This is a genomic window from Streptomyces sp. NPDC008139, assembly GCF_042957025.1.
GTDB lineage: Bacteria > Actinomycetota > Actinomycetes > Streptomycetales > Streptomycetaceae > Actinacidiphila.
In genome coordinates this window covers 245,694-265,607 of the sequence record NZ_JBIBHM010000007.1, presented here as the reverse complement: position 1 = coordinate 265,607, position 19,914 = coordinate 245,694, and the positions used below count along the sequence as shown (strand labels likewise).

Genomic DNA, 19,914 nt, shown 5'->3' with positions numbered 1-19,914 from the left:
GGCGAAGAGCCTACCCGTCGGTCACATAGTGGGCACAAGTGTCTCGTCAGGCGAGCGCGCTGAGCCGGCGCCACGCGTCCTTGCCGAGGTTCCACTCACCGAAACCGTTGCCCTTGTCGACGGTGGCGCGCGTGGAGCCGGAGGTGATCACCAGGTCGCCGCGGACCGACCGGTCGAAGAACCACTTGGCGTCCGCGGTGTGCATGCCGATGCACCCGTGGCTGCCGTTCTGCACGCCCATCATCGCGTCGTTCCACGGTGCCGCGTGGGTGTAGGTGCCGGAGGTGGTGATGTTGACCGCGTACTTCACGTCCTTGTCGTAGAAGTCCGCCGAGTCCTCGGAGGTGGCGATGCCGACCGACGAGGACGTCATCCGTACGGTGGACTGCTTGCTGATCACCACCATCTGCCCGTTCCAGGTGGGGAAGGCGGGCTTGCCGCCGGAGATCTTGAAGTTCTTGATGGTCTTGCCGTTCTCGGTGACCCGCATGGTGTGCGCCTTGAGGTCGACGTACGAGATCCGGGCGGTGCCGATGGTGAACGTGTCGTGGATGTCGCGGCGCAGATAGCGCCCGCCCCCGGTGTCGATGCCGCTGAGCTTGGCGGTCAGCGTGACCTTGGTGTTCGGCGTCCAGTACGCGTCCGGCCGCCAGTCCACCCGCTGAATGCCGGTCAGCGGGTCGGTGACCCAGCCCCAACTGCCCTGGACGGCCGGGCTGGTGGTGACGGTCAGCGCCTTCTCGACCGCCGCCCTGGACGCCTTGTCGGTGACCGGGTTGTCGAAGGCGAGGGAGACGGGCAGGCCGACGCCGACGACCGCGTTGTTCAGCGGGGTCGGTGTGACGCCGTTGACCTTGGCCGCCGTCAGGGTGCGGAAGGCGCTGGTGGTACGGGTCTGCTTGCCCGCGCTGTCGGCCGCGGTGACCTGGACGGTGTAGGCGGTGCCGGGGGTCATCGTGCGGTCGGAGGTCCAGGTGTGCTTGGCGGCGTCCAGCGCGCCGGTCACCTCGATCGGCGTCACGCCGTCCTTGGACTTGCCCTCGGGGATCACGGTGACCGTGCCGAGCGTGCCGCCGTCGACCGTGACCTTGACCGGCGCGGCCGGGTCGACGTCCGCGGTGTCCTTGGCCGGTGTGACGGTGATCCGGGCGGCGGAGTCGGCGGACGGGGACCGGCCCGCGCCCTTGCCGTCGGACGAGCCGCCCGCCTTGTCGCCGTCGTGGCCGCCGCACGCGGTGACGCCCATCGCCACGGCCAGCAGGAGGGCGGGCACGGCGAGCGCCCGCGGTCGGGGGTTGCGTATGCGAGTGCGGTACACGGCAGTCGGTTCCTTGTCAGAGGTGGTCGGGGCGAGCGGTGATCAGGGCGAACGGTGTTCGGACCGGCGGTGATCGGGTCGGCGGCGGGCAGGTCGGGGGCGGATGAGGTCCGGCAGAACGCGGCGGCTCAGCACGACTTCCCGTCGGCGACGAAGCCGCGCGACATCGTGGTCCCGCCGCCGACCCCGCTGCCGGCCCCGCCGCTGGTGCCGTCGACGGTGCCGCCGATGGAGACGTCCGGCGGCGACATGGAAGCGCTCGGTCGCGCGCCGACCTCCGTCAGCCGGTTCAGCGACGCCGCGATGCAGGCGATCGGCTGCGGGTGTTTGCCTGCATAGTCGCTCCCGGAGCCCAGCGGGTTCCCCAACCCGCGGATCAGCAGCACGGCGAGGTAGGCGCCCTGCCGGTTCATCAGGATCTGCACCCCGGTGCCCGTTCTGCTGCTGCCCTGGTAGATGACCGGACCGTTGACGGCCTCACCGGTCTTGCCGAGGTCGGTGGTCAGCTCGACACCGCACGTGCCCTTCACCGCCTCGCCGAACCGTTCCGTCCGGTAGCGGGCGGCCTCGGCGTCGGTGAACGCGTAGAGCAGGTACTCCGCCTCCTCCCCCGCCGACGCGCCGTACAGCCGCACCGCGCGGGCCAGTACGTCTCCGGCGGGAGACGTCACCGGGCAGGCCCCGGTGAGCTTGAGCGTGGTGCCCGGGTCGAGGGTCTTCCACGGGGCCACCGGGAAGAACGGCAGGGCGCCGGGCGGCAGCAGCTCGTCGGTGAGGCGGTGGGCCAGGGCGGCCGGGTCGGGCGGGTCCGGCGGGGGCGTGGTGGACGCGACGGTGCCCGGCAGCGCGCCGGTGCCGCGCGGGCCGTCGGAGCCGGGCAGCAACTGCCAGGTGCCGACGGCGACCGCGAGGGCCGCGACCAGCGACACGGCCCCGGTCCTGCGGCGGGCGCGCCGCCGTTCGCCGTGCCTGCGGGCGGCCGGGGCCCCGGCGAGTACGACCAACGGCTCGGTGTCGCGGGCGAGTCCGCGCAGCCGCTCGTCCAGCGGATCGGCGGAGTCCGAGCCGATGTCGGTGTCTATGTCGGCGGCGGCGGTGCCGAGGGGGTCGGGACCGGCCGGGCGGCCGAACGGGTCAGCCATGGAGGGGCACCTCCTCGGTGCGGTGGCGCGCCGCACGTGCGTGGCGTGCGTCGTCGGCGGTGGCAGTGGCAGTGGCAGTGGCGGCGTCGCGACCGCCGGGGTCGTGAGCGCCGCGACGGGCGGTGTCATGGGCGGCGGACGCGTACGCGGCGGGTTCGGGCTCCGCGTCGTCCGCCGGGTCGTCCTTGAGCAGGGCCCCCAGTGCTCTCCTCCCCCGGCTCAGCCGGGTCCGTACGGCGGCGCTGGACACGCCGGTCTGCCGGGCGATCTCCTCCACCGGCAGGTCGAGGAGGTGGTGCATGACCACGGCGGTGCGCTGGTCGTCGCCGAGCGCGCGCAGGGCGTCGATCAGCGCGACCCGGTCGGGTGCGAGCGCCGGGGCGTCGGGCGGCGGCCCGTGCCGGAAGTGCGCGCGCACCCGGTTGCGGGCCTTGCGCCAGGTGCTCACCGCCAGACGTACGGCGACGGTACGCACCCAGGGCGCGGGGTCGCCCTCCGCGGTGAGCTTCGGCCAGCGCTGCCATGCCCTGGCGTACGCCTCCTGCACGGCGTCCTCCGCCTCACCCAGGTCCCCGGTGATCGTGTAGACGACGGCCACCATGCGCTTCGCCGTCGCGGCGTAGAACTGGTCGAAGTCCGCCGCCGGTTCTGGCTGTGCGGTCATGTGGTTCTTCCCTCCCTCAGAACTACACGCGCGGCGGCGGGCTTATGTGACAGGCGGACGGGAGTTTTTTTCCGTGGCCCCCGCGCCGCGCCTCTTGGCAGGCCCTCCCGTGAGCCGCGACACCGGTCCGAGGTCGAGCCCGAGCGGCCGGGCCAGCACCAGCGCGGGCAGGCACAGGGCGGCGGCGCCCAGCAGCAGTCCCGTGAGGTCGCCGGCCGGGCCGCCGCCGAGCCGGGCGGTGACGGCGTGGGCGGTGAGCAGCGCCAGGGCCGCGCCCGGCAGGAAGGCCGCGGTGAGCCGTACGTGGTGGCCCAGGACGCGGGGCCGCCAGCCCAGGCGGCGGCGCAGCAGCGCGGCGGTGGCCAGCAGGCCGACCGTACAGGCGAGCGCGTATCCGGCGGCCATGCCGGTGACCGCCCAGCGGGCCGGGAGCAGCGCGTAACAGGCGGCGGCGCTCGCGGCGTTGACGGCGGCGATGAGGACGTTGAGGAAGAAGGGCGTACGGGTGTCGCCGAGCGCGTAGTAGCCGCGCGCGAGCAGGTACTGGCCCGCGAAGGCGGGCAGGCCGACGGCGAAGGCGACCAGCATCCAGGCGATGGCGCGGGCGTCCGCCTCGCTGGTGGCGCCGTGCTGGAAGACGACGCCGGTGATCTGCGGGGCGAGCGTGAGGAAGGCGAAGACGGCGGGGACGACGGCGGTGCCGGAGACGGTGAGGCCGCGCGTGAGGTCGGCGCCGATCGCCGCGTGGTCGCCGTCGGCCGCGGCCCGGCTCATCCGCGGCAGCAGCGCGGTGGCCAGCGACACGGTGACGATGCCCTGCGGGACGACCCACAGGCTGTACGCGTTGCTGTAGGCCGCGTAGCCGACGCCGGTGGAGTGGCCCGAGGCCAGCGCGTGCAGTCCGGCGGAGGTGGACAGCCGGGTCACCACCCAGTACGCGCCCTGGTTGACCAGGACCAGCAGCAGCGTCCACACGGCGGCCCGCATCGGCTGGGTGAGCCCGGCGCCGCGCCAGTCGAACCGCGGGTGCCAGCGGAAGCCGGTGGCGCGCAGCGACGGCAGCAGCGCGAGGGCCTGTACGGCGATGCCCGCGGTGCTGCCGAGGCCGAGCAGCAGCGCGTCCCGGTGTCCGATGCCCCCGCTCGCGACCGCGAGGTACAGGCCGAAGACGGCGATCACGACGAGGTTGTTGAGCACCGGGGTCCACATCATGGCGCCGAACCGGTCGCGGGCGCCGAGGACCTGGCCGAGGAGCGTGAACAGGCCGTAGAAGAGGATCTGCGGCAGGCAGTAGCGGGCCAGCGACACGGTCAGGTCGCGCTGGCCGCCGCTGAAACCGGGCGCGTACGCGCTGACCAGCCAGGGCGCGGCGAGCACCGCGAGGGCGGTGACGGCGAGCAGCGCGACCGCGCACAGGGTGAGCAGCCGGTCGGTGTACGCCTGGCCGCCGTCGGCGTGCTCGCGGGCGGCGCGGACGAGTTCGGGGACGAAGACGGACTGGAGGGCGCCGCCGATCATCAGCGCGTAGATGATGTTGGGCACGGTGTTGGCGACCCCGAAGGCGTCTCCGGCCGCCGCCGTGCCGAGCGCGGCGGTGATCGTCGCCAGCCGCAGGAAGCCGGTGGCGCGGGACACCAGTGACCCGGCCATCATCAGACCGCCGCTGCGCCGCAGGGAGTTGGTGTCGCGGGCGTGCGCCCGCCGCCCCTTGCGGTGCGTGGAGCCGTCCACTGCTGAAGTCACCCGTCGGTCCCCTGTTCACGCTGATCGTCCTGTGCCCGGTACCGGCTGGTCGCGCTGGTCGCCGTCCCCTGGGCAGACGCGCAGTCTGCCCCGGCGGTCACGGCTGACGGAAGTCGCGGGGCGGTACGGCGGGTGTCGGAAAAGTCTCTGTCACCTGACGGCCGCGCCGGGCGTGTCCTTCGTGAGCGGGCCGCCCCGGCCCGCCCCGCAGCGCGGAGGACGACGCCTTGACGATGACCACTCACCAGCGTTCCGGCTCCGGCTCCGGCTCCGACCGCGCCGCGGGCGACAAAGGCAGCGGGACCGGCACCGTCACCGGTGCTCTGCGGCTGCTGCCGCTGCCCGCCTCCGCGCACGCCGACTTCGTCCGCCGTCCCGGCCCGTACACCGCGAGCTTCCTCCAGACGCCCGCCTGGGCGCGGGTGAAGTCCGGCTGGCAGGCGGAGAGTCTGGGCTGGCTGGACGAGCACGACCGGCCGGTCGGCGCCGCGCTGGTCCTGTACCGCCAACTGCCGGGCGTACGGAGGTCGTTCGCGTACCTCCCGGAGGGCCCCGCGGTGGACTGGGCCGATCCGCGCCTGGACCGCTGGCTCGACCCGCTGCTGGAACACCTGCGCGGTACGGGGGCGTTCGCGGTACGGATGGGGCCGCCGCTGGCGTACCGGCGGTGGACGGCGCGGACGTTGAAGGACGCGTCGGGTCCCGGGCGCCGGGTCGGTGACGTGCTGCCCGACCTGGTCGAGCCGCTGGGCGCGGCGGTCTCCGACCGGCTGCGGGAGGGCGGTTGGCGGCGCTGCGGCGAGGACGGGCAGGGCGTGGGGGTACCTCCCAGGCGGAGCTCTGGGGGAGCGCAGCCGCGGCTGGTGTTCGAGATACCGCTGGCCGGGCGCGGTCTGGACGACCTGTGGACCGGCCTCAACCAGGAGTGGCGGCGCAATGTGAAGAAGGCCGCCAAGTGCGGTGTGCGAACGGGTGTCGAGGGGCCGGAGACGCTGCCGGCCTTCCACGAGTTGCTGCGGGTCACCGAGGCCCGCGACGGCTTCGACCTCGGCCGTTCGCTGGACTACTACCGGCGGCAGTACGAGGCGCTCAACGCCGAGGAGCCGGGCCGCATGCGGCTGTACACCGCGCGGCACGAGGGCGAACTCCTCGCCGCGCACACGCTGTTGACCGCGCCGGACGGCGGCCGGGTCTGGTACCAGACGGGTGCGTCCGCCGACCACCGCCGCGAGGTGCGGCCGAGCAACGCGCTCCAGTGGCGGATGCTGTGCGACGCGCAGGCGATGGGCGCGGCGGTCTACGACATGCGCGGGGTGCCCGACGGCCTCGACCCGGCGGCGCGCGCCTACGGGCTGCTGCGCTGGAAGTTGGGCACCGGCGGGGAGGTGGTGGAGACGGTGGGCGAGTGGGAGCTGCCGCTCCAGGGCGCGGTCAACAAGACGCTGCACCGGGCGATGCACGCGTATCTGACCCGGCGTTGAACGGCTCCGGGGCCACGGGCTGACGGATTCACGGGCTCACGGGGTCAACACGTAACCCCGCCAAGGCCGTTGCTGCTCACGCGGGGCTGGCCGCGGCGCCCATCGGCTGCGTACGGCGTACCGACCGCAGCACGGGCACGACGCTGAGCGTGCCGAGTATCCCCGCGCCCGCGATCACCGCGTAGGGCGGCACCCACTCCGCGACGGCGCCGCCGACCGTCATGCCGACGCCCTGGAGCGTCATGATCCCGGCGCCGAGCAGCGACATGGCCCGGCCGCGCATGTCCTCGGGCACGTCGTGCACGAACCACTTGTCGATGCCGAGCGCGTACGCGGTGGTGACCCCGGTGATCAGCAGCAGCACGATCGCCAGCGGCAGCGAGGGGTGCACGAGGAAGCAGACGAAGGGCAGCATCGAGACGGCGGCGAGCGGGATGGCGATCCGTTCGCGGGCGGACGGGGTGAGCAGCGTGCCCGCCAGCACCTCGCCGACGACGGTGCCCGCGGGCATCGCGGCGAGCAGGATGCCGAAGCCCGCGGAGCCCGCGCCCGCCGCGTCGGCGTAGGGCGCGGCGACGCCCTCGGCGACGACGCAGAACATCGGCGGCACCCACCACATGAGCATCAGCGAGCGGATCCGCGCGTTGCGGAACAGCCGCCCCGCGGAGCCGATCGAGTCACGCATCATGGCGCCGGTCCCGGTGACCCGGGCGGGCCGGTCGCGGGTGCCGAAGCGCAGCAGCAGCGCGGAGCTGAGGAAGGTGCCGATCGTCACCAGCAGCGCGGCGCGCGGCGACAGCCACACCAGGACGAGTCCGCCGATTCCGTAGCCGATGATCTGCGAGCTCTGGCCGACGATCCGCACCAGGGAGCGGCCGAGCACGAAGACGTCGCCGTGGAGGATGTCGGCCAGGCTGGCGGCCCTCGTGCCGGTGAACAGCGGCGTGATCATCGAGACGGACACGCGTAGCACGAAGAGAAGGGCGAGCGGCGTGGCCGGCACGGCCATCACCGCGACGAAGGCCGCGCAGAGCAGATCGCAGGCCACCAGGACGCGGCGGGTGGGGTACCGGTCGGAGATTCCGGACAGCAGGATGCCGCTGAGCGCGTAGGGCAGGAAGCCGAGCGCGAAGATCAGCGCGGTGAGGACGGCGGAGCCGGTCTGCCGGAAGACGAGGACGGCCAGCGAGACCTCGGCGAAGACGCTGCCGAGGACGGACAGGACATGCGCGGCGAAGATCGGGCGGAATTCCCTGACCGCGAAAACGGCACCGTAGCCGGTGGGGGTGCTGTCGCCGGTGGCGGTCGCGCCGCTGGCAGGAGGCGTGCCGTCGCCCTTCCCGTGGGTGGTGGGAGCGGGCTGCGAACCGGTCGGCGATGGGGTGCGTCCACCTGGTGGGGGGTGCTCGCTGTCCGTTGTCATGACATCACCCTGGTGGCATGAGCACTGCATATCGTAGTGTTTCGGGCTGAGCCGAATCTTGGGGGTCGTGATGTCGTTTCGTATGCGATTTGCGGCTGAGGACCTTTTGCGGTGCCGCTTCGCCATCTCACCGCTGCGGGAGACCCAGGGGGCGATACGTACCCTGTCCCGGCCGGACCGACACGGCTACCACCTGCCCTGGTTGCGGCAGGTCAGGGGCGCCGCGGCCGGTCTCGACCTGGCTCCGCTGTGGCTGCTGGCACCGGATCACGGGCACCCCCCGGACTTTCTGCACCCCCCGCCCCAGGCGCCCCTGGGCACCCTGGACGACGAACTCGACGTCGTACGGGCCACGGACCCGGACGAGGCGCACCGCCAGATCCAGGCCGCGCTGGCCCAGACCCCGGGCGCGGAGCACGGCAAGCGGGGCCGCGCGATGCTCGCCGATCCGGCCGGAACCGTACGGCAGTTGGCCGGTTTGTACGAGCATGTGTGGGCTGCCCTGCTCGCCCCGCACTGGCCCCGGCTGCGGGCGGTGCTGGAGGCGGACATCGCCTATCACGCGCGGCGACTGGCGGACGGCGGCATGCAGCGGCTGTTCACCGCGCTGCACCCGAAACTGAGCTGGTCGGAGGGCGCGCTGACGGCGGCGGGGCACACCTCGCACCTGCCGGATTTCAACGGCCAGGGGCTGGTGCTGGTGCCCAGCGTCTTCTTCTGGCCCGAGGCGGGCAACGCCTTCGACCCGCCCTGGCAGCCCACCGTCGTCTATCCGGCGCGCGGCATCGGCGGGCTGTGGGCCGAGACCGGGCCGACCGCGTCCGCCGCGATGATCGCGCTGCTCGGCGCCAACCGGGCCGCGATCCTCAGCGGCCTCGACGCGCCCAGCACCACGACGGCGCTGGCCCACCGGCACGCCCTCGCGCTGTCGTCGGTCTCCGCGCATCTGGCGGTGCTGCGCGACGCGGGGCTGCTGGCGTCACGGCGCTACGGGCACCAGGTGCTGTACGAACGGACGCCGCTGGGGATCGCGCTCACGACCGGCGGGCTGTTCTGAGCGCGCGCGGGACAAGGGGCCGCCGACGGCGCCCGCCGCCATCCGGGCGTCCGCCATTCCGGCACTCCTCCGCCCCGCCGCTCCGCTACTCGGAGAGGTGGCGCTCCACCGTCTCGACCTTCGAGGTCAGTCCGTCCGTCACGCCCGGCCTGATGTCGGCCTTGAGGACCAGCGACACCCGGGGCACACGCGCCTCGACCGCGGCGACGGCCCGCCGTACGACGTCCATCACCTCGTCCCACTCCCCCTCGACGGAGGTGAACATCGCGTCCGTACGGTTCGGCAGCCCGGACTCGCGGACCACGCGGACGGCGTCGGCCACGTACTCGCCGACGTCCTCGCCGACGCCCAGTGGGGTGACGGAGAAGGCGACGATCATGCGCCGACCGCCTCGCCCTGAGCGCCGCGCGCGGCCACGACCGACTCCTCGGACTCGCGGCGCAGCATCCGCTCGGCGAAGAAGCCGCCGGTGGGCAGGACGGACAGCACGAAGAAGAGGGCGCCGCGGGCCGGCGACCACTTGGCGCGGCGCCAGGCGTCCGCCCAGAGGACGACGTAGAGGACGAACAGGACTCCGTGCACCATGCCCATGACGGGCACCGCGTTGAAGTCCGTGGTCCGCTTGAGCACCGAGCAGACCATCAGCAGCAGGAACGACACCGCTTCCGGGGCGGAGATCAGACGGAGCCTGCGCAGGGCGGTGGCGGTCTTCAGGTCCACGAGAACCTCACTGTTGGTGACGGGAAACCGCCTTGTGAACGTGATCACAAGACCACCCCATTATCACCGGCCCGTATCGATGGTCCGCCCCGGGGGTAGGAAACCGAGGGGCGGGCGATAGCGTCCCTGTCCACGACACGACCCGTACGCACCACCGCACGACGTGATCCGCACGACCTGACCGACCACCCAACGGGGACCGAGACACGATGACGATGGACTGGGACCGGCGGCACTGCGCCCGCAAGGGGCACATCACCTACGCGCCCGACGAGAACCACCTGCGGCAGAAGCTGCACGCGAGCACCGCCGTCGGCACGGTGTGGCGCTGTCTGCGCTGCGGCGACTTCGTCCTCGGCGACCCGCACGGCAGCGGCCCCGCCGACCGCGCCCCCGAGGTGCCGCGCGGCCGGGCGCTGCGCGACCTGTTCATCCTGCGTTTCCTGGCCGTCGAGCGGATCCTGCGCGGCCTGCTGGTCCTGATCGCCGCCTGGGCGGTCTGGCGGTTCAGCAACTCGCAGAACGCGGTGCGCGACCTGTTCGAGAAGGACCTCACCGTCTTCAAGCCGGTCGCCGAGCACTTCCACTACGACCTGGACCACTCGCCGGTCGTCGACACCATCCGCAAGACCTTCGACTACAAGCACTCCACCCTCCAGCTCGTCGCCGCGCTGCTGCTGGCGTACGCGCTGATCGAGATCATCGAGGGCTTCGGCCTGTGGTGGGGCAAGCGCTGGGCGGAGTATCTGGCGGTGGTGGCGACCGCCGCGTTCCTGCCGATCGAGGGCTATGAGCTGACCGAGCGGGTCAGTTGGTTCAAAGTCGCCACGATCACCCTCAATGTGCTGGCCGTCCTCTACATCCTGCTCGGCAAGCGGCTGTTCGGGCTGCGCGGCGGCCACAAGGCCTTCGAGGCAGAACGCCGGAGCGCGTCGCTGCTGGAGGTCGAGGAGGCCGCGGGCGAGGTGCCGGGCGACCACGCGCCCAAGCCGCCGCTGCCGGTGCGGCAGCGGTCCACGGCGGACGGCGTCTGATCCGCGATGCCACGCTTCCGGCTCCAGGGCACCCGGGTGCTCGCCGTGGACCTCACCGGCGACACCGTCAAGGCGAAGAACGGCGCGATGGTCGCCTATGAGGGCGAGATGACGTTCAAGAAGATGACCGGCGGCGGCGAGGGCCTGCGCGGCCTGGTCACCCGCCGGATCACCGGTGAGTCGATGGCCGTCATGGAGGTGAAGGGGCACGGCACGTGCTACTTCGCCGACCGGGCCACCGAGATCAATCTGGTCCGGCTGAACGGCGAGAAGCTGTACGTGGAGGCGAGCAATCTGCTGGCCACCGACTCCGCGCTGCGCACCGGCACCACCTTCACCGGGCTGCGCGGCGCCTCGCAGGGCAACGGCCTGTTCACCACGACCGTCGAGGGCACCGGGCAGGCGGCCGTGATGTCCGACGGGCCCGCGATCGTGCTGCGGGTGTCGGCCGCGACGCCGCTGATCGTGGACCCGGGCGCGTACATCGCGCACACCGGCAATCTGCGGCAGCAGCTCCAGCAGTCGGTGGGCTGGCGCACGGTGATCGGCGAGGGTTCGGGCGAGAGCTTCCAGATCCGCTTCGAGGGCGAGGGGCTGGTGTACGTGCAGCCCAGCGAGCGCACCACGATCGGGGGTCAGCTCTGATGCCGTTCACAAGGATCAACTCCAAGATGGTGGAGGCCGCGATCGCCCCGGGTCAGCGGATGTTCAGCCAGCGCGGGGCGATGCTGGCGTACCGCGGGGAGGTCTCCTTCACGCCGAGCATCACCGGCGGGCAGGGCGGGGTGATGTCGATGATCGGCCGCCGGGTCGCCAACGAGGCGACGCCGCTGATGACCATCGAGGGCGACGGCTCGGTGATGTTCGGGCACGGCGGGCACCACATCCACTCCATCGACCTCGCGGGCGAGACGCTGTACGTCGAGGCCGACCGGCTGCTCGCCTTCGACGGCTCGCTCCGGCAGGGCACCATGTTCATGGGTTCGCAGGGCGGTGTCATGGGCGTCATACGCGGTCAGGTCACCGGGCAGGGCCTGTTCACCACCACGCTCCAGGGCAAGGGGTCGGTCGCCGTCATGGCGCACGGCGGTGTCATCGAACTGCCCATCGCCCCGCAGCACCCGGTGCACGTCGACCCGCAGGCGTATGTCGCCCACCGCGGCGACGTACGCAACAAGCTGTCCGCGGCGCTCGGCTGGCGCGAGATGGTGGGGCGCGGTTCGGGCGAGGCGTTCCAACTGGAGCTGTCCGGGCAGGGAATGGTCTACGTACAGGCGTCGGAGGAGAAGCTGTGAGCGGCGGTCCGATGGGCTGGGGCCCTCCGGGGGGCGGCGTACCGGGTGGCGTGCCGGGCGACAGCGGCGACCCCGTGGTGTACGACCCGTACACCCTGCCGGTGAACGACAACGTCAACCCGTACGCCTTCTGCGTGGAGTTGGACGGGCAGTGGTTCCTCCAGAAGGGGAAGATGATCGCCTATTACGGGCAGGTCGACTTCCACGCGATCGGGCACGGCCCGCTGGACCGGCTGGTCGCCACCAGCTTCCACTCGCCGCTGCACGCCGCGGACTGGGTGGTGGCGCAGGGGCGCGGCAAGATGCTGCTCGCGGACCGGTCGTACGACATCAATTCGTACGATCTGGAGGACGGCAATCTGACCATCAGGTCGGGGAATCTGCTGGCCTTCGAGCCCACGCTGGCGCTCAAGCAGTCGATCATTCCCGGTTTTCTGACGCTGATCGGCACGGGGAAGTTCGTGGCCGCGTCCAACGGCGCGGTGCACTTCGTGGAGCCGCCGATCCGGGTCGACCCGCAGGCGCTGGTCGGCTGGGCGGACTGCCCGTCGCCCTGCCACCACTACGACCACGCGTATCTGCGCGGTGTCCTCGGCGGGATCCGTGCGATGACCGGGATCGGCGGGGCGTCGGGCGAGGAGCACCAGTTCGAGTTCGTCGGCGCGGGGCAGGTGCTGCTCCAGTCCACCGAGACGCTGATGGCCGAGGTCGACACCGGCGGCGTGCCGGGACAGGCCGGACCCGGCGTCCCCGGCGCGGGCGCACCCGGGCAGGGCCGTTTCGGACGGTGACCGTCCCGCTACCCTGACGATCATCCGCGGTGTGACCGCCGGTAGAATTCACTCTATGGAGACCGTGACAGCAGAAGCTGAAAGCGCTATGGCTTGGCTCACCGAGGACGAGCAGCGCGCCTGGCGCATCCATCTGGACGTCAGCCGGCTGCTCATGTACCAACTCGAGCGGGACCTCCAGTCCTTCGGCCTGACCAACAACGACTACGAGATCCTGGTCAACCTCTCCGAGGCCGAGGAGCGGCGGCTGCGCATGAGCGATCTGGCGCGCTCCACGCTCCAGTCCAAGAGCCGCCTCTCGCACCAGATCACCCGCATGGAGGCGGCCGGTCTCGTCCGCCGCGAGAACTGCGAGTCCGACCGCCGCGGTCTCTACGCGGTCCTCACCGACCAGGGCTGGGCCACCATGCGCCAGGTCGCCCCCCGTCATGTCGCCGCGGTCCGCGCGCACTTCATCGACCTCATCGCCCCGGAGGACCTCGCGACCTACCGCCGCGCCATGGCCCCGGTGGCCGACCACCTCCGCACGGTCCGCGAGAAATAGCCCCGCGGGCCTCAGTGCCTCAGTGCCTCAGGGCCTCAGTGCCTCAGGGCCTCAGGAGAGGTCCCGGGGCTCGTTCGAGGTGAGGCCGGCGATCAGTTCGTCGGCCGCCGCGTAGGGGTCCAGGGTGCCGTCGGTGACGCGCTCGGCGAGGGAGTCCAGGCGCTGGTCGCCGCGGAGGTCGCCGATGCGGGAGCGCAGGGCGGTGACGGCGATGTGCTCGACCTCGGTGGCGGCGCGGGCCCGGCGGCGGGTGGCCAGGACGCCGCGCTCCTCCATCCAGGCGCGGTGCTTCTCCAGGGCTTCGACGACTTCGTCGATGCCCTCGCCGCGCGCGGCGACGGTCTTGACGATGGGGGGCCGCCAGTCCCCCGCCTCGCGGGCTTCGCCGAGGCCGAGCATGTGGTTCAGCTCGCGGGCGGTGGCGTCGGCGCCGTCGCGGTCGGCCTTGTTGACCACGTAGACGTCGCCGATCTCCAGGATTCCGGCCTTGGCGGCCTGGATGCCGTCGCCCATGCCGGGGGCGAGCAGCACGACGGAGGTGTCGGCCTGCGCGGCGATCTCGACCTCGGACTGCCCGACGCCGACGGTCTCGACGAGGACGATGTCGCAGCCCGCCGCGTCCAGCACCCGGATGGCCTGGGGGGCGGCCCAGGCGAGGCCGCCGAGGTGGCCGCGGGTGGCCATGGAGCGGATGTAGACGCCGGGGTCGGAGGCGTGCTCCGACATACGGACGCGGTCGCCGAGCAGGGCGCCGCCGGAGAACGGCGACGACGGGTCGACGGCCAGGACGCCGACCCGCTTGCCCGCCTTGCGGTACGCGGTGACCAGCGCCGAGGTCGACGTGGATTTGCCGACGCCGGGCGACCCGGTGAGGCCGACCACGTACGCGCCGCCGGTCAGCGGCGCGAGTGCGGCCATCACCTCGCGGAGTTGCGGGGACGCCCCCTCCACGAGCGAGATCAGCCGGGCCACGGCCCTCGGCCGCCCCTGCCGCGCCTGCTCGACCAAGGTGAGGACGTCCACCACGTCTGTTCGCTCCCTCTTCCCGCTCACTACCGAAAAAGCCCGAAAAGACCCGGGAAGAACCCGGAAAAGCCGTGGAGCCGAAGGGCCGGGCCCGTCAGTTCCCCGCGACCGTGATGATCAGCGCGTCACCCTGTCCGCCGCCGCCGCACAGCGCCGCCGCTCCCGTACCGCCGCCGCGCCGCTTCAGTTCGAGGGCCAGGTGCAGCACGATACGTGCTCCCGACATGCCGATCGGGTGGCCGAGGGCGATGGCGCCGCCGTTCACGTTCACCTTTTCGGGTGTGACGCCCAGGTCCTTCATCGACTGGACGGCGACGGCCGCGAACGCCTCGTTGATCTCGATGAGGTCGAGGTCGTCCACGGTCAGGCCCTGCTTGCCGAGCGCGTGCTTGATGGCGTTGGACGGCTGGGACTGGAGCGAGTTGTCCGGGCCGGCGACATTGCCGTGGGCGCCGATCTCGGCGATCCACTCCAGCCCCAACTCCTCCGCCTTGGCACGGCTCATGACGACCACGGCGGCGGCGCCGTCGGAGATCTGCGAGGCCGTACCGGCGGTGATCGTGCCGTCCTTCTTGAAGGCGGGCCGCAGCTTGCCCAGCGACTCGGCGGTGGTCTCCGGCCGGATGCCCTCGTCCTGGCTGAAGACCACCGGGTCGCCCTTGCGCTGCGGGATCTCCACCGGGGTGATCTCGGCGTCGAAGACGCCGTTCTTCTGCGCGGCGGCGGCCCGCTGATGGGACAGCGCGCCGAACTCGTCCTGCGGGGCGCGCTCGATGCCGAGCCGCCCGTTGTGCGTCTCGGTCGACTCGCCCATCGCGATGTTCTCGAAGGCGTCGGTCAGCCCGTCGTACGCCATCGCGTCCAGCATCTCGATCGCGCCGTACTTGTGTCCCTCGCGGGACTTGGGCAGCAGGTGCGGGGCGTTGGTCATGGACTCCTGGCCGCCCGCGACCACGATGTCGAACTCGCCGGCCCGGATGAGCTGGTCGGCCAGCGCGATGGCGTCGAGGCCGGACAGGCACACCTTGTTGACGGTGAGCGCGGGCACGCTCATCGGGATGCCGGCCTTGACCGCCGCCTGGCGGGCCGGGATCTGGCCCGCGCCCGCCTGGAGCACCTGGCCCATGATCACGTACTGCACCTGGTCGCCGCCGATTCCGGCGCGGTCGAGCGCGGCCTTGATCGCGACACCGCCGAGGTCCGACCCGGAGAAGGTGCGCAGGCTGCCCAGGAGCCTGCCCATCGGGGTTCGGGCACCTGCGACGATCACGGATGTACGTGCCTGGCTGGTCATGGTGCGGCCCCTTCGGCTGAAGAGAGAAGTTAACGAGGGTTATCGTCAATGTACTGAGGGGTAGGCCGCTCGGTCACCCGTCGGAACGTGTGACGGCGCGCACGTTGCGTGACCACACACCGGTGCGGTGCACTGTGTCCATGGCTACTGGGCTGACCCGCATCGACCACATCGGCATCGCCTGCTTCGACCTGGACGCGACCGTCGAGTTCTACCGTGCCACCTACGGCTTCGAAGTGGCGCACAGCGAGGTGAACGAGGAGCAGGGCGTACGCGAGGCCATGCTCAGGATCAACGGCACCTCCGACGGGGGCGCCAGCTACCTCCAGCTCCTGGAGCCCACCCGTGAGGACTCCGCGGTCGGCAAGTGGCTGGCCAAGAACGGCGAGGGCGTGCACCACATCGCCTTCGGCACCGCGGACGTGGACGCCGACTCCGCCGCGATCCGCGACAAGGGCGTACGGGTGCTCTACGACGAGCCGCGCAGGGGCTCGATGGACTCCCGGATCACGTTCCTGCACCCCAAGGACTGCCACGGCGTACTGACCGAGCTGGTCACCTCGGCGGAAAAGACCGCGGCAGAGACCGCAAAGGGCTCCCGGGACCACTGACCCAACCCCCGTCCTGCCCGGTAGAGTGGCCGGGCCGACCGGGGTGGGCACGCGGGTACGCTCGCGCTCCGCGACGTTGATCTGACACCATTCCTCGTAGAGCTCTGTCTTCAAACGGAGTGCCGAGGAATCTCACCCGGTTGGCGGGTGAGTACGCCAGGAGACCGATGGGACCGCGGAGTGCGGGGCAACGACAGCTACCAGGCTGACGACCACCTCTCTCAGCTCGAAGCCGAGATGGAGCGGCTTCGTACCGAGCGGGGCAAGGCCGTCGACCACGCCGACGACCTCGGATACCAGGTCGAGGTGCTGCGCGCCAAGCTGCACGAGGCGCGCCGCAATCTGGCGTCCCGCCCTGCCTACGACAACATCGGCCACCAGGCCGACCAGCTCCTGCGCAACGCCCAGATCCAGGCCGACCAGCTCCGCGCCGACGCCGAGCGCGAACTGCGCGACGCCCGCGCCCAGACCCAGCGGCTGCTCCAGGAGCAGGCCGAGCACCAGGCCCGCTTCGAGGCGGAGTGGCACGCCGAGGCCATCGCTCGGCGGCGGCAGCTCGACGAGGAGCTGGGCGAGCGCCGCGCGACCGTAGAGACGCACGTCAACGAGAACGTGGCGTGGGCCGAGCAGCTGCGGGCCCGCAGCGAGTCGCAGGCCCGCCGCCTGCTGGACGAGACCCGCGCCGAGTCCGAGGCCGCGCTGGCCGCCGCCCGCGCCGAGGCCACCCGCGTCGCCGAGCAGACCCGCGAGCGGCTGACCTCGGAGGCGCAGGCCGCGCGCAACGAGGCGGAGCAGCTGCTGCGCCGGGCCCGCGCCGACGCCGAGCGGCTGCTGACCGCCGCCTCGACGCAGGCGCAGGAGGCCACCAGCGAGGCCGAGCAGCTGCGCACCTCCACCCGCAGCGAGTCCGACGAGGCCAGAAGCCGGGCGATCGAGCTGTCCCGGCTGGCCGAGGAGCGGCTGCGGGAGGCCGACGAGGCGCTGCGCACCGCCCGCGCGGAGGCCGAGCGGCTGCGCGAGGAGGCCACGGCCGGCGCCGCCAAGCGCCTGGCGGCCACCGAGACGGAGAACGAGCAGCGCACCCGCACGGCCAGGGCCGAGATCGCCCGCATGGTCGGCGAGGCCACCAAGCAGGTGGACAGCGCCAAGGCCGAGGCCGAGCAGACCGTCGCCGACGCCCGTGCCGAGGCCGAGCGCATCCGTACCGAGGCGCAGGAGACCGCCCGCGCCGCCGCGTCCGAGGACGCCGCCGCCCAGCTGGCGCAGGCCGCCAGGTCGGCCGAGGAGATCCTGACCAAGGCGTCGGAGGACGCCCGCTCCACCACGAAGTCGGCGGGCGAGGAGGCCGAGCGGATCCGGCGCGAGGCCGAGGCGGAGGCCGAGCGGCTGCGCAGCGAGGCCGAGGCGTCCGCGCAGGAGCTGCGCGGCGCCGCCCAGGACGACACCGAGGAGTACCGGGCCAGGACCGTCGAGCTCCAGGAGGAGGCCAGGCGGCTGCGCGGCGAGGCCGAGCAGCTGCGGGCCGACGCGGTCGCCGAGGGCGAGCGGATCCGCGGTGAGGCCCGCAGGGAGGCCGTCCAGCAGATCGAGGAGGCCGCGAGCCGCGCCGAGGAGCTGCTGGCCAAGGCGAAGGCGGACGGCGACGAGCTGCGGCAGGGCGCGGCCACCGAGGCCGACCGGATGCGTACCGAGTCCGTCGAGCGGGCCTCCGCGCTGAACACCAAGGCCGAGGAGGCCCTCCAGCACGCCCGCGCCGAGGCCGAGGAGCTGCGCCAGGAGGCGGAGCGGCAGGCCGCGACGGTCACGGAGGAGGCCGAGCGGGCCGCCCAGCGGCAGCGCGCGGAGAGCGACACGCTCGTCGCCCGGATGCGCGAGGAGGCCGAGACCGACCTGGTACGGCTCCGCGAGGAGGCCGAGACCCGGCTCGCCGCCGCCGAGCAGTCGCTGCGCGACGCGGACACCGAGGTGGAGCGGCTGCGCCGGGAGGCCGCCGAGGAGGCCGAGCGGCTGCGCCAGGAGACCGCCGAGCGGGTCCGCACCCTCCAGGAGCAGGCCGAGGCCGAGGCGGTACGGCTGCGGGACGAGGCCGCGGCGGACGCGGCGCAGACCCGCGCGGAGGGCGAGAGCGTCGCCGTACGGCTCCAGGCGGAGGCGGCGGCGGAGGCCGAGCAGCGGCGCGCGGAGGCCAAGGAGCACGCGGACCGGGTACGCGCGGAGGCCGCCGCGGCGGCCGAGCGCCTCGGTACGGAGGCCGCGGAGGCGCTGGCCGCAGCGCAGGAGGAGGCGGCCAGGCGCCGCCGCGAGGCCGAGGAGCTGCTGGGCGCCGCCCGCGGCGAGGCCGAGCAGGAGCGCGCGCAGGCCCGCCGCGAGAGCGAGGAGTTGCTGGCCGCCGCCCGCAAGCGCGTCGAGGACGCGGCGGCGGAGGCCGACCGGCTGGGCGCGGAGGCCGACCAGCGGGCCGCGGAGGCGGTCGCGGCGGCCGAGGCCACCGCGCAGCAGGTCCGCGACGCGGTCGCGCATCTGCACCAGGAGGCCGAGGAGGAGATCGCCGGGCTCCGCTCGGCGGCCGAGCACGCGGCCCAGCGGGTGCGCGGCGAGGCCCAGGGCGAGGCGGACCGGCTGCGCGCGGACGCCAACTCCGAGCGGGAGCGGGCGTCGGAGGACTCGGCGCGGATCCGCCGGGAGAGCCAGGAAGAGGCCGACGCGGCACGGCAGTTGGCCGACCGTACGGTCACCGAGGCGATCGAGGAGTCCGACCGGCTGCGCGCCGAGGCCCGCGAGGACGCCAACCGGATGCGTACCGACGCGGCGGGCCAGGCCGACCAGTTGGTCACCAAGGCCCGCGAGGAGGCCGAACGGCTCGGTATCCTCGCCAAGGACGCGCTGGACACCGCGGAGCGCGAGGCCGAGGAGGCGCGGACGCATTCGCAGCGCATCCTCGACGAGGCGCGCGAGGCGGCCAACAAGCGCCGCAGCGAGGCCGCGGAACAGGCGGACGAGCTGATCGGCAAGGCGCAGGCGGAGGCCCGCAGGACCGCGGCGACGGCCGAGGAGCAGGCCGACGCGATGGTCGGCGCGGCCCGCGGGGAGGCCGAGCGGCTGGTCAACGAGGCGACGGCGGAGGGCAATGGCCTGGTCGAGCGGGCGCGGACCGACGCGGACACCATGCTCGGCGAGGCCAGGCACGACGCGACGGCCATAAGGGAACGTACCGAGGAGCTGCGCCAGCGCGTGGAGTCCGAGGTCGAGGAGCTGCACGACCGGGCCCGCAAGGAGGCCGCGGAGGCGATGAAGACCGTCGGCGAGCGCGTCGACAAGCTGGTCACCGCCGCCACCGAGCAGCTCGCCGAGGCGGAGCAGAAGGCCGCCGAGATCAAGTCCACGGCCACCTCCGAGGCGAGCAAGGTCCGTATCGCCGCGGTGAAGAAGGTCGAGGGCCTCCTGAAGGAGGCCGAGCAGAAGAAGGCCGAGGCCGAGCGCGAGGCCGAGCGGGTCAAGGGGGAGGCCCGCGCCGAAGCCGATCGCATCGTGACCGAGGGCAAACGAGAGCTGGAGATCCTCGTGCGCCGCAGAGAAGACATCAACGCGGAGATCTCTCGCGTCCAGGACGTGCTGGAGGCGCTGGAGTCGTTCGAGGCACCCGGTGGCGGTGTCACCGCTGGTGCGGGCGCGGGAACCACTCGTTCGAGTGGCAAGCGCATCGACGATGCTCCACTCGATTGAGCGGACATTCTCCATACCTAATAGGCAATGGCTCGGTGACACGCCGCC

18 protein-coding genes are annotated in these 19,914 nt (G+C 72.6%); 9 read left to right on the top strand and 9 right to left on the bottom strand.

Annotation, left to right across the window (positions count from 1 at the left end; all coding sequences use genetic code 11):
- Positions 1-46 precede the first annotated feature (46 nt).
- The 4 genes from ACFZBB_RS16890 to murJ all read right to left on the bottom strand — a co-directional run bounded on the left by ACFZBB_RS16890 (position 47) and on the right by murJ (position 4,867).
- On the bottom strand, positions 47-1,318 hold the full coding sequence (locus ACFZBB_RS16890) for an Ig-like domain-containing protein (protein ID WP_391122753.1): 1,272 nt from the start codon (positions 1,316-1,318) through the stop codon (positions 47-49).
- A gap of 128 nt (positions 1,319-1,446) precedes the next feature.
- A complete protein-coding gene (locus ACFZBB_RS16885; protein WP_391122750.1) occupies positions 1,447-2,460 on the bottom strand; it encodes a hypothetical protein in 1,014 nt (337 codons plus the stop codon).
- On the bottom strand, positions 2,453-3,124 hold the full coding sequence (locus tag ACFZBB_RS16880; RefSeq protein ID WP_391122747.1) for a SigE family RNA polymerase sigma factor: 672 nt from the start codon (positions 3,122-3,124) through the stop codon (positions 2,453-2,455). The genes ACFZBB_RS16885 and ACFZBB_RS16880 overlap by 8 nt, the downstream gene beginning before the upstream one ends.
- 42 nt (positions 3,125-3,166) lie before the next feature.
- Entirely contained in the window at positions 3,167-4,867 is a 1,701-nt protein-coding gene (gene murJ / locus ACFZBB_RS16875; protein ID WP_391122745.1) for a murein biosynthesis integral membrane protein MurJ, read from the bottom strand.
- Positions 4,868-5,100: 233 nt separating this feature from the next.
- Between murJ and ACFZBB_RS16870 the strand changes: the two genes are divergently transcribed.
- Positions 5,101-6,348 carry a peptidoglycan bridge formation glycyltransferase FemA/FemB family protein gene (locus ACFZBB_RS16870; protein ID WP_391123209.1) on the top strand — a complete coding sequence of 416 codons (1,248 nt, stop codon included), beginning with the start codon at positions 5,101-5,103 and terminating at the stop codon, positions 6,346-6,348.
- 76 nt (positions 6,349-6,424) lie between these two features.
- Here the strand turns inward: ACFZBB_RS16870 and ACFZBB_RS16865 are convergent, their stop codons facing one another.
- Positions 6,425-7,771 carry an MFS transporter gene (locus ACFZBB_RS16865; protein ID WP_391122742.1) on the bottom strand — a complete coding sequence of 449 codons (1,347 nt, stop codon included), beginning with the start codon at positions 7,769-7,771 and terminating at the stop codon, positions 6,425-6,427.
- A 70-nt stretch (positions 7,772-7,841) separates the two neighbouring features.
- Here ACFZBB_RS16865 and ACFZBB_RS16860 point away from each other — a divergent pair, with 70 nt between their 5' ends.
- Positions 7,842-8,828 carry a DUF5937 family protein gene (locus ACFZBB_RS16860; RefSeq protein ID WP_391122738.1) on the top strand — a complete coding sequence of 329 codons (987 nt, stop codon included), beginning with the start codon at positions 7,842-7,844 and terminating at the stop codon, positions 8,826-8,828.
- 85 nt (positions 8,829-8,913) lie between these two features.
- On the opposite strand, the gene ACFZBB_RS16855 is transcribed toward ACFZBB_RS16860, so the two are convergent.
- Positions 8,914-9,207: an MTH1187 family thiamine-binding protein gene (locus ACFZBB_RS16855; RefSeq protein WP_391122735.1), complete on the bottom strand. Its 294-nt coding sequence runs from the start codon at positions 9,205-9,207 to the stop codon at positions 8,914-8,916.
- Positions 9,204-9,548, bottom strand: a complete 345-nt coding sequence (locus ACFZBB_RS16850) for a DUF3817 domain-containing protein (RefSeq protein ID WP_391122732.1) — start codon at positions 9,546-9,548, stop codon at positions 9,204-9,206. Before ACFZBB_RS16850 ends, ACFZBB_RS16855 begins: the two co-directional genes overlap by 4 nt.
- Before the next feature lie 209 nt (positions 9,549-9,757).
- Here ACFZBB_RS16850 and ACFZBB_RS16845 point away from each other — a divergent pair, with 209 nt between their 5' ends.
- From ACFZBB_RS16845 to ACFZBB_RS16825, 5 genes are all read left to right on the top strand, one after another.
- The gene (locus ACFZBB_RS16845; protein ID WP_391122729.1) at positions 9,758-10,582 is read left to right on the top strand and encodes a DUF2127 domain-containing protein; all 825 of its coding nucleotides are present in this window, start codon (positions 9,758-9,760) and stop codon (positions 10,580-10,582) included.
- Between the two features lie 6 nt (positions 10,583-10,588).
- Positions 10,589-11,227 carry an AIM24 family protein gene (locus ACFZBB_RS16840; protein WP_355349653.1) on the top strand — a complete coding sequence of 213 codons (639 nt, stop codon included), beginning with the start codon at positions 10,589-10,591 and terminating at the stop codon, positions 11,225-11,227.
- Complete coding sequence (locus ACFZBB_RS16835) at positions 11,227-11,877, top strand: AIM24 family protein (protein WP_391122726.1); 651 nt, start codon at positions 11,227-11,229, stop codon at positions 11,875-11,877. The genes ACFZBB_RS16840 and ACFZBB_RS16835 overlap by 1 nt, the downstream gene beginning before the upstream one ends.
- Positions 11,878-11,888: 11 nt before the next feature.
- Positions 11,889-12,668 (top strand): AIM24 family protein, encoded by a 780-nt coding sequence (locus ACFZBB_RS16830; protein ID WP_391123206.1) that lies wholly within the window; start codon positions 11,889-11,891, stop codon positions 12,666-12,668.
- A gap of 88 nt (positions 12,669-12,756) precedes the next feature.
- On the top strand, positions 12,757-13,212 hold the full coding sequence (locus tag ACFZBB_RS16825; protein WP_391122723.1) for a MarR family transcriptional regulator: 456 nt from the start codon (positions 12,757-12,759) through the stop codon (positions 13,210-13,212).
- 51 nt (positions 13,213-13,263) lie between these two features.
- On the opposite strand, the gene meaB is transcribed toward ACFZBB_RS16825, so the two are convergent.
- Positions 13,264-14,238 (bottom strand): methylmalonyl Co-A mutase-associated GTPase MeaB, encoded by a 975-nt coding sequence (meaB, locus tag ACFZBB_RS16820; protein WP_355349662.1) that lies wholly within the window; start codon positions 14,236-14,238, stop codon positions 13,264-13,266.
- A gap of 94 nt (positions 14,239-14,332) precedes the next feature.
- Entirely contained in the window at positions 14,333-15,532 is a 1,200-nt protein-coding gene (locus tag ACFZBB_RS16815) for an acetyl-CoA C-acyltransferase (protein ID WP_391122719.1), read from the bottom strand.
- Positions 15,533-15,672: 140 nt separating this feature from the next.
- Here ACFZBB_RS16815 and mce point away from each other — a divergent pair, with 140 nt between their 5' ends.
- Both mce and scy read left to right on the top strand, forming a co-directional pair.
- On the top strand, positions 15,673-16,143 hold the full coding sequence (gene mce / locus ACFZBB_RS16810) for a methylmalonyl-CoA epimerase (protein WP_391122715.1): 471 nt from the start codon (positions 15,673-15,675) through the stop codon (positions 16,141-16,143).
- A gap of 180 nt (positions 16,144-16,323) precedes the next feature.
- Positions 16,324-19,866, top strand: coding sequence for a polarized growth protein Scy (gene scy / locus ACFZBB_RS16805; protein WP_391122712.1), 3,543 nt, complete (start codon positions 16,324-16,326; stop codon positions 19,864-19,866).
- Positions 19,867-19,914: the final 48 nt, after the last annotated feature.

What these genes read in the sequence shown, in the direction of transcription:
- ACFZBB_RS16870 (WP_391123209.1), top strand. Translation starts at nt 5,101, where the DNA reads ATGACCACTCACCAGCGTTCCGGCTCCGGCTCCGGCTCCGACCGCGCC.
- ACFZBB_RS16840 (WP_355349653.1), top strand. Translation starts at nt 10,589, where the DNA reads ATGCCACGCTTCCGGCTCCAGGGCACCCGGGTGCTCGCCGTGGACCTC.
- mce (WP_391122715.1), top strand. Translation starts at nt 15,673, where the DNA reads ATGGCTACTGGGCTGACCCGCATCGACCACATCGGCATCGCCTGCTTC.
- ACFZBB_RS16885 (WP_391122750.1), bottom strand. Translation starts at nt 2,460, where the DNA reads ATGGCTGACCCGTTCGGCCGCCCGGCCGGTCCCGACCCCCTCGGCACC.
- ACFZBB_RS16865 (WP_391122742.1), bottom strand. Translation starts at nt 7,771, where the DNA reads ATGACAACGGACAGCGAGCACCCCCCACCAGGTGGACGCACCCCATCG.
- ACFZBB_RS16855 (WP_391122735.1), bottom strand. Translation starts at nt 9,207, where the DNA reads ATGATCGTCGCCTTCTCCGTCACCCCACTGGGCGTCGGCGAGGACGTC.
- ACFZBB_RS16815 (WP_391122719.1), bottom strand. Translation starts at nt 15,532, where the DNA reads ATGACCAGCCAGGCACGTACATCCGTGATCGTCGCAGGTGCCCGAACC.
- ACFZBB_RS16835 (WP_391122726.1), top strand. Translation starts at nt 11,227, where the DNA reads ATGCCGTTCACAAGGATCAACTCCAAGATGGTGGAGGCCGCGATCGCC.
- ACFZBB_RS16845 (WP_391122729.1), top strand. Translation starts at nt 9,758, where the DNA reads ATGACGATGGACTGGGACCGGCGGCACTGCGCCCGCAAGGGGCACATC.
- ACFZBB_RS16880 (WP_391122747.1), bottom strand. Translation starts at nt 3,124, where the DNA reads ATGACCGCACAGCCAGAACCGGCGGCGGACTTCGACCAGTTCTACGCC.
- ACFZBB_RS16830 (WP_391123206.1), top strand. Translation starts at nt 11,889, where the DNA reads ATGGGCTGGGGCCCTCCGGGGGGCGGCGTACCGGGTGGCGTGCCGGGC.
- ACFZBB_RS16825 (WP_391122723.1), top strand. Translation starts at nt 12,757, where the DNA reads ATGGCTTGGCTCACCGAGGACGAGCAGCGCGCCTGGCGCATCCATCTG.
- ACFZBB_RS16860 (WP_391122738.1), top strand. Translation starts at nt 7,842, where the DNA reads ATGTCGTTTCGTATGCGATTTGCGGCTGAGGACCTTTTGCGGTGCCGC.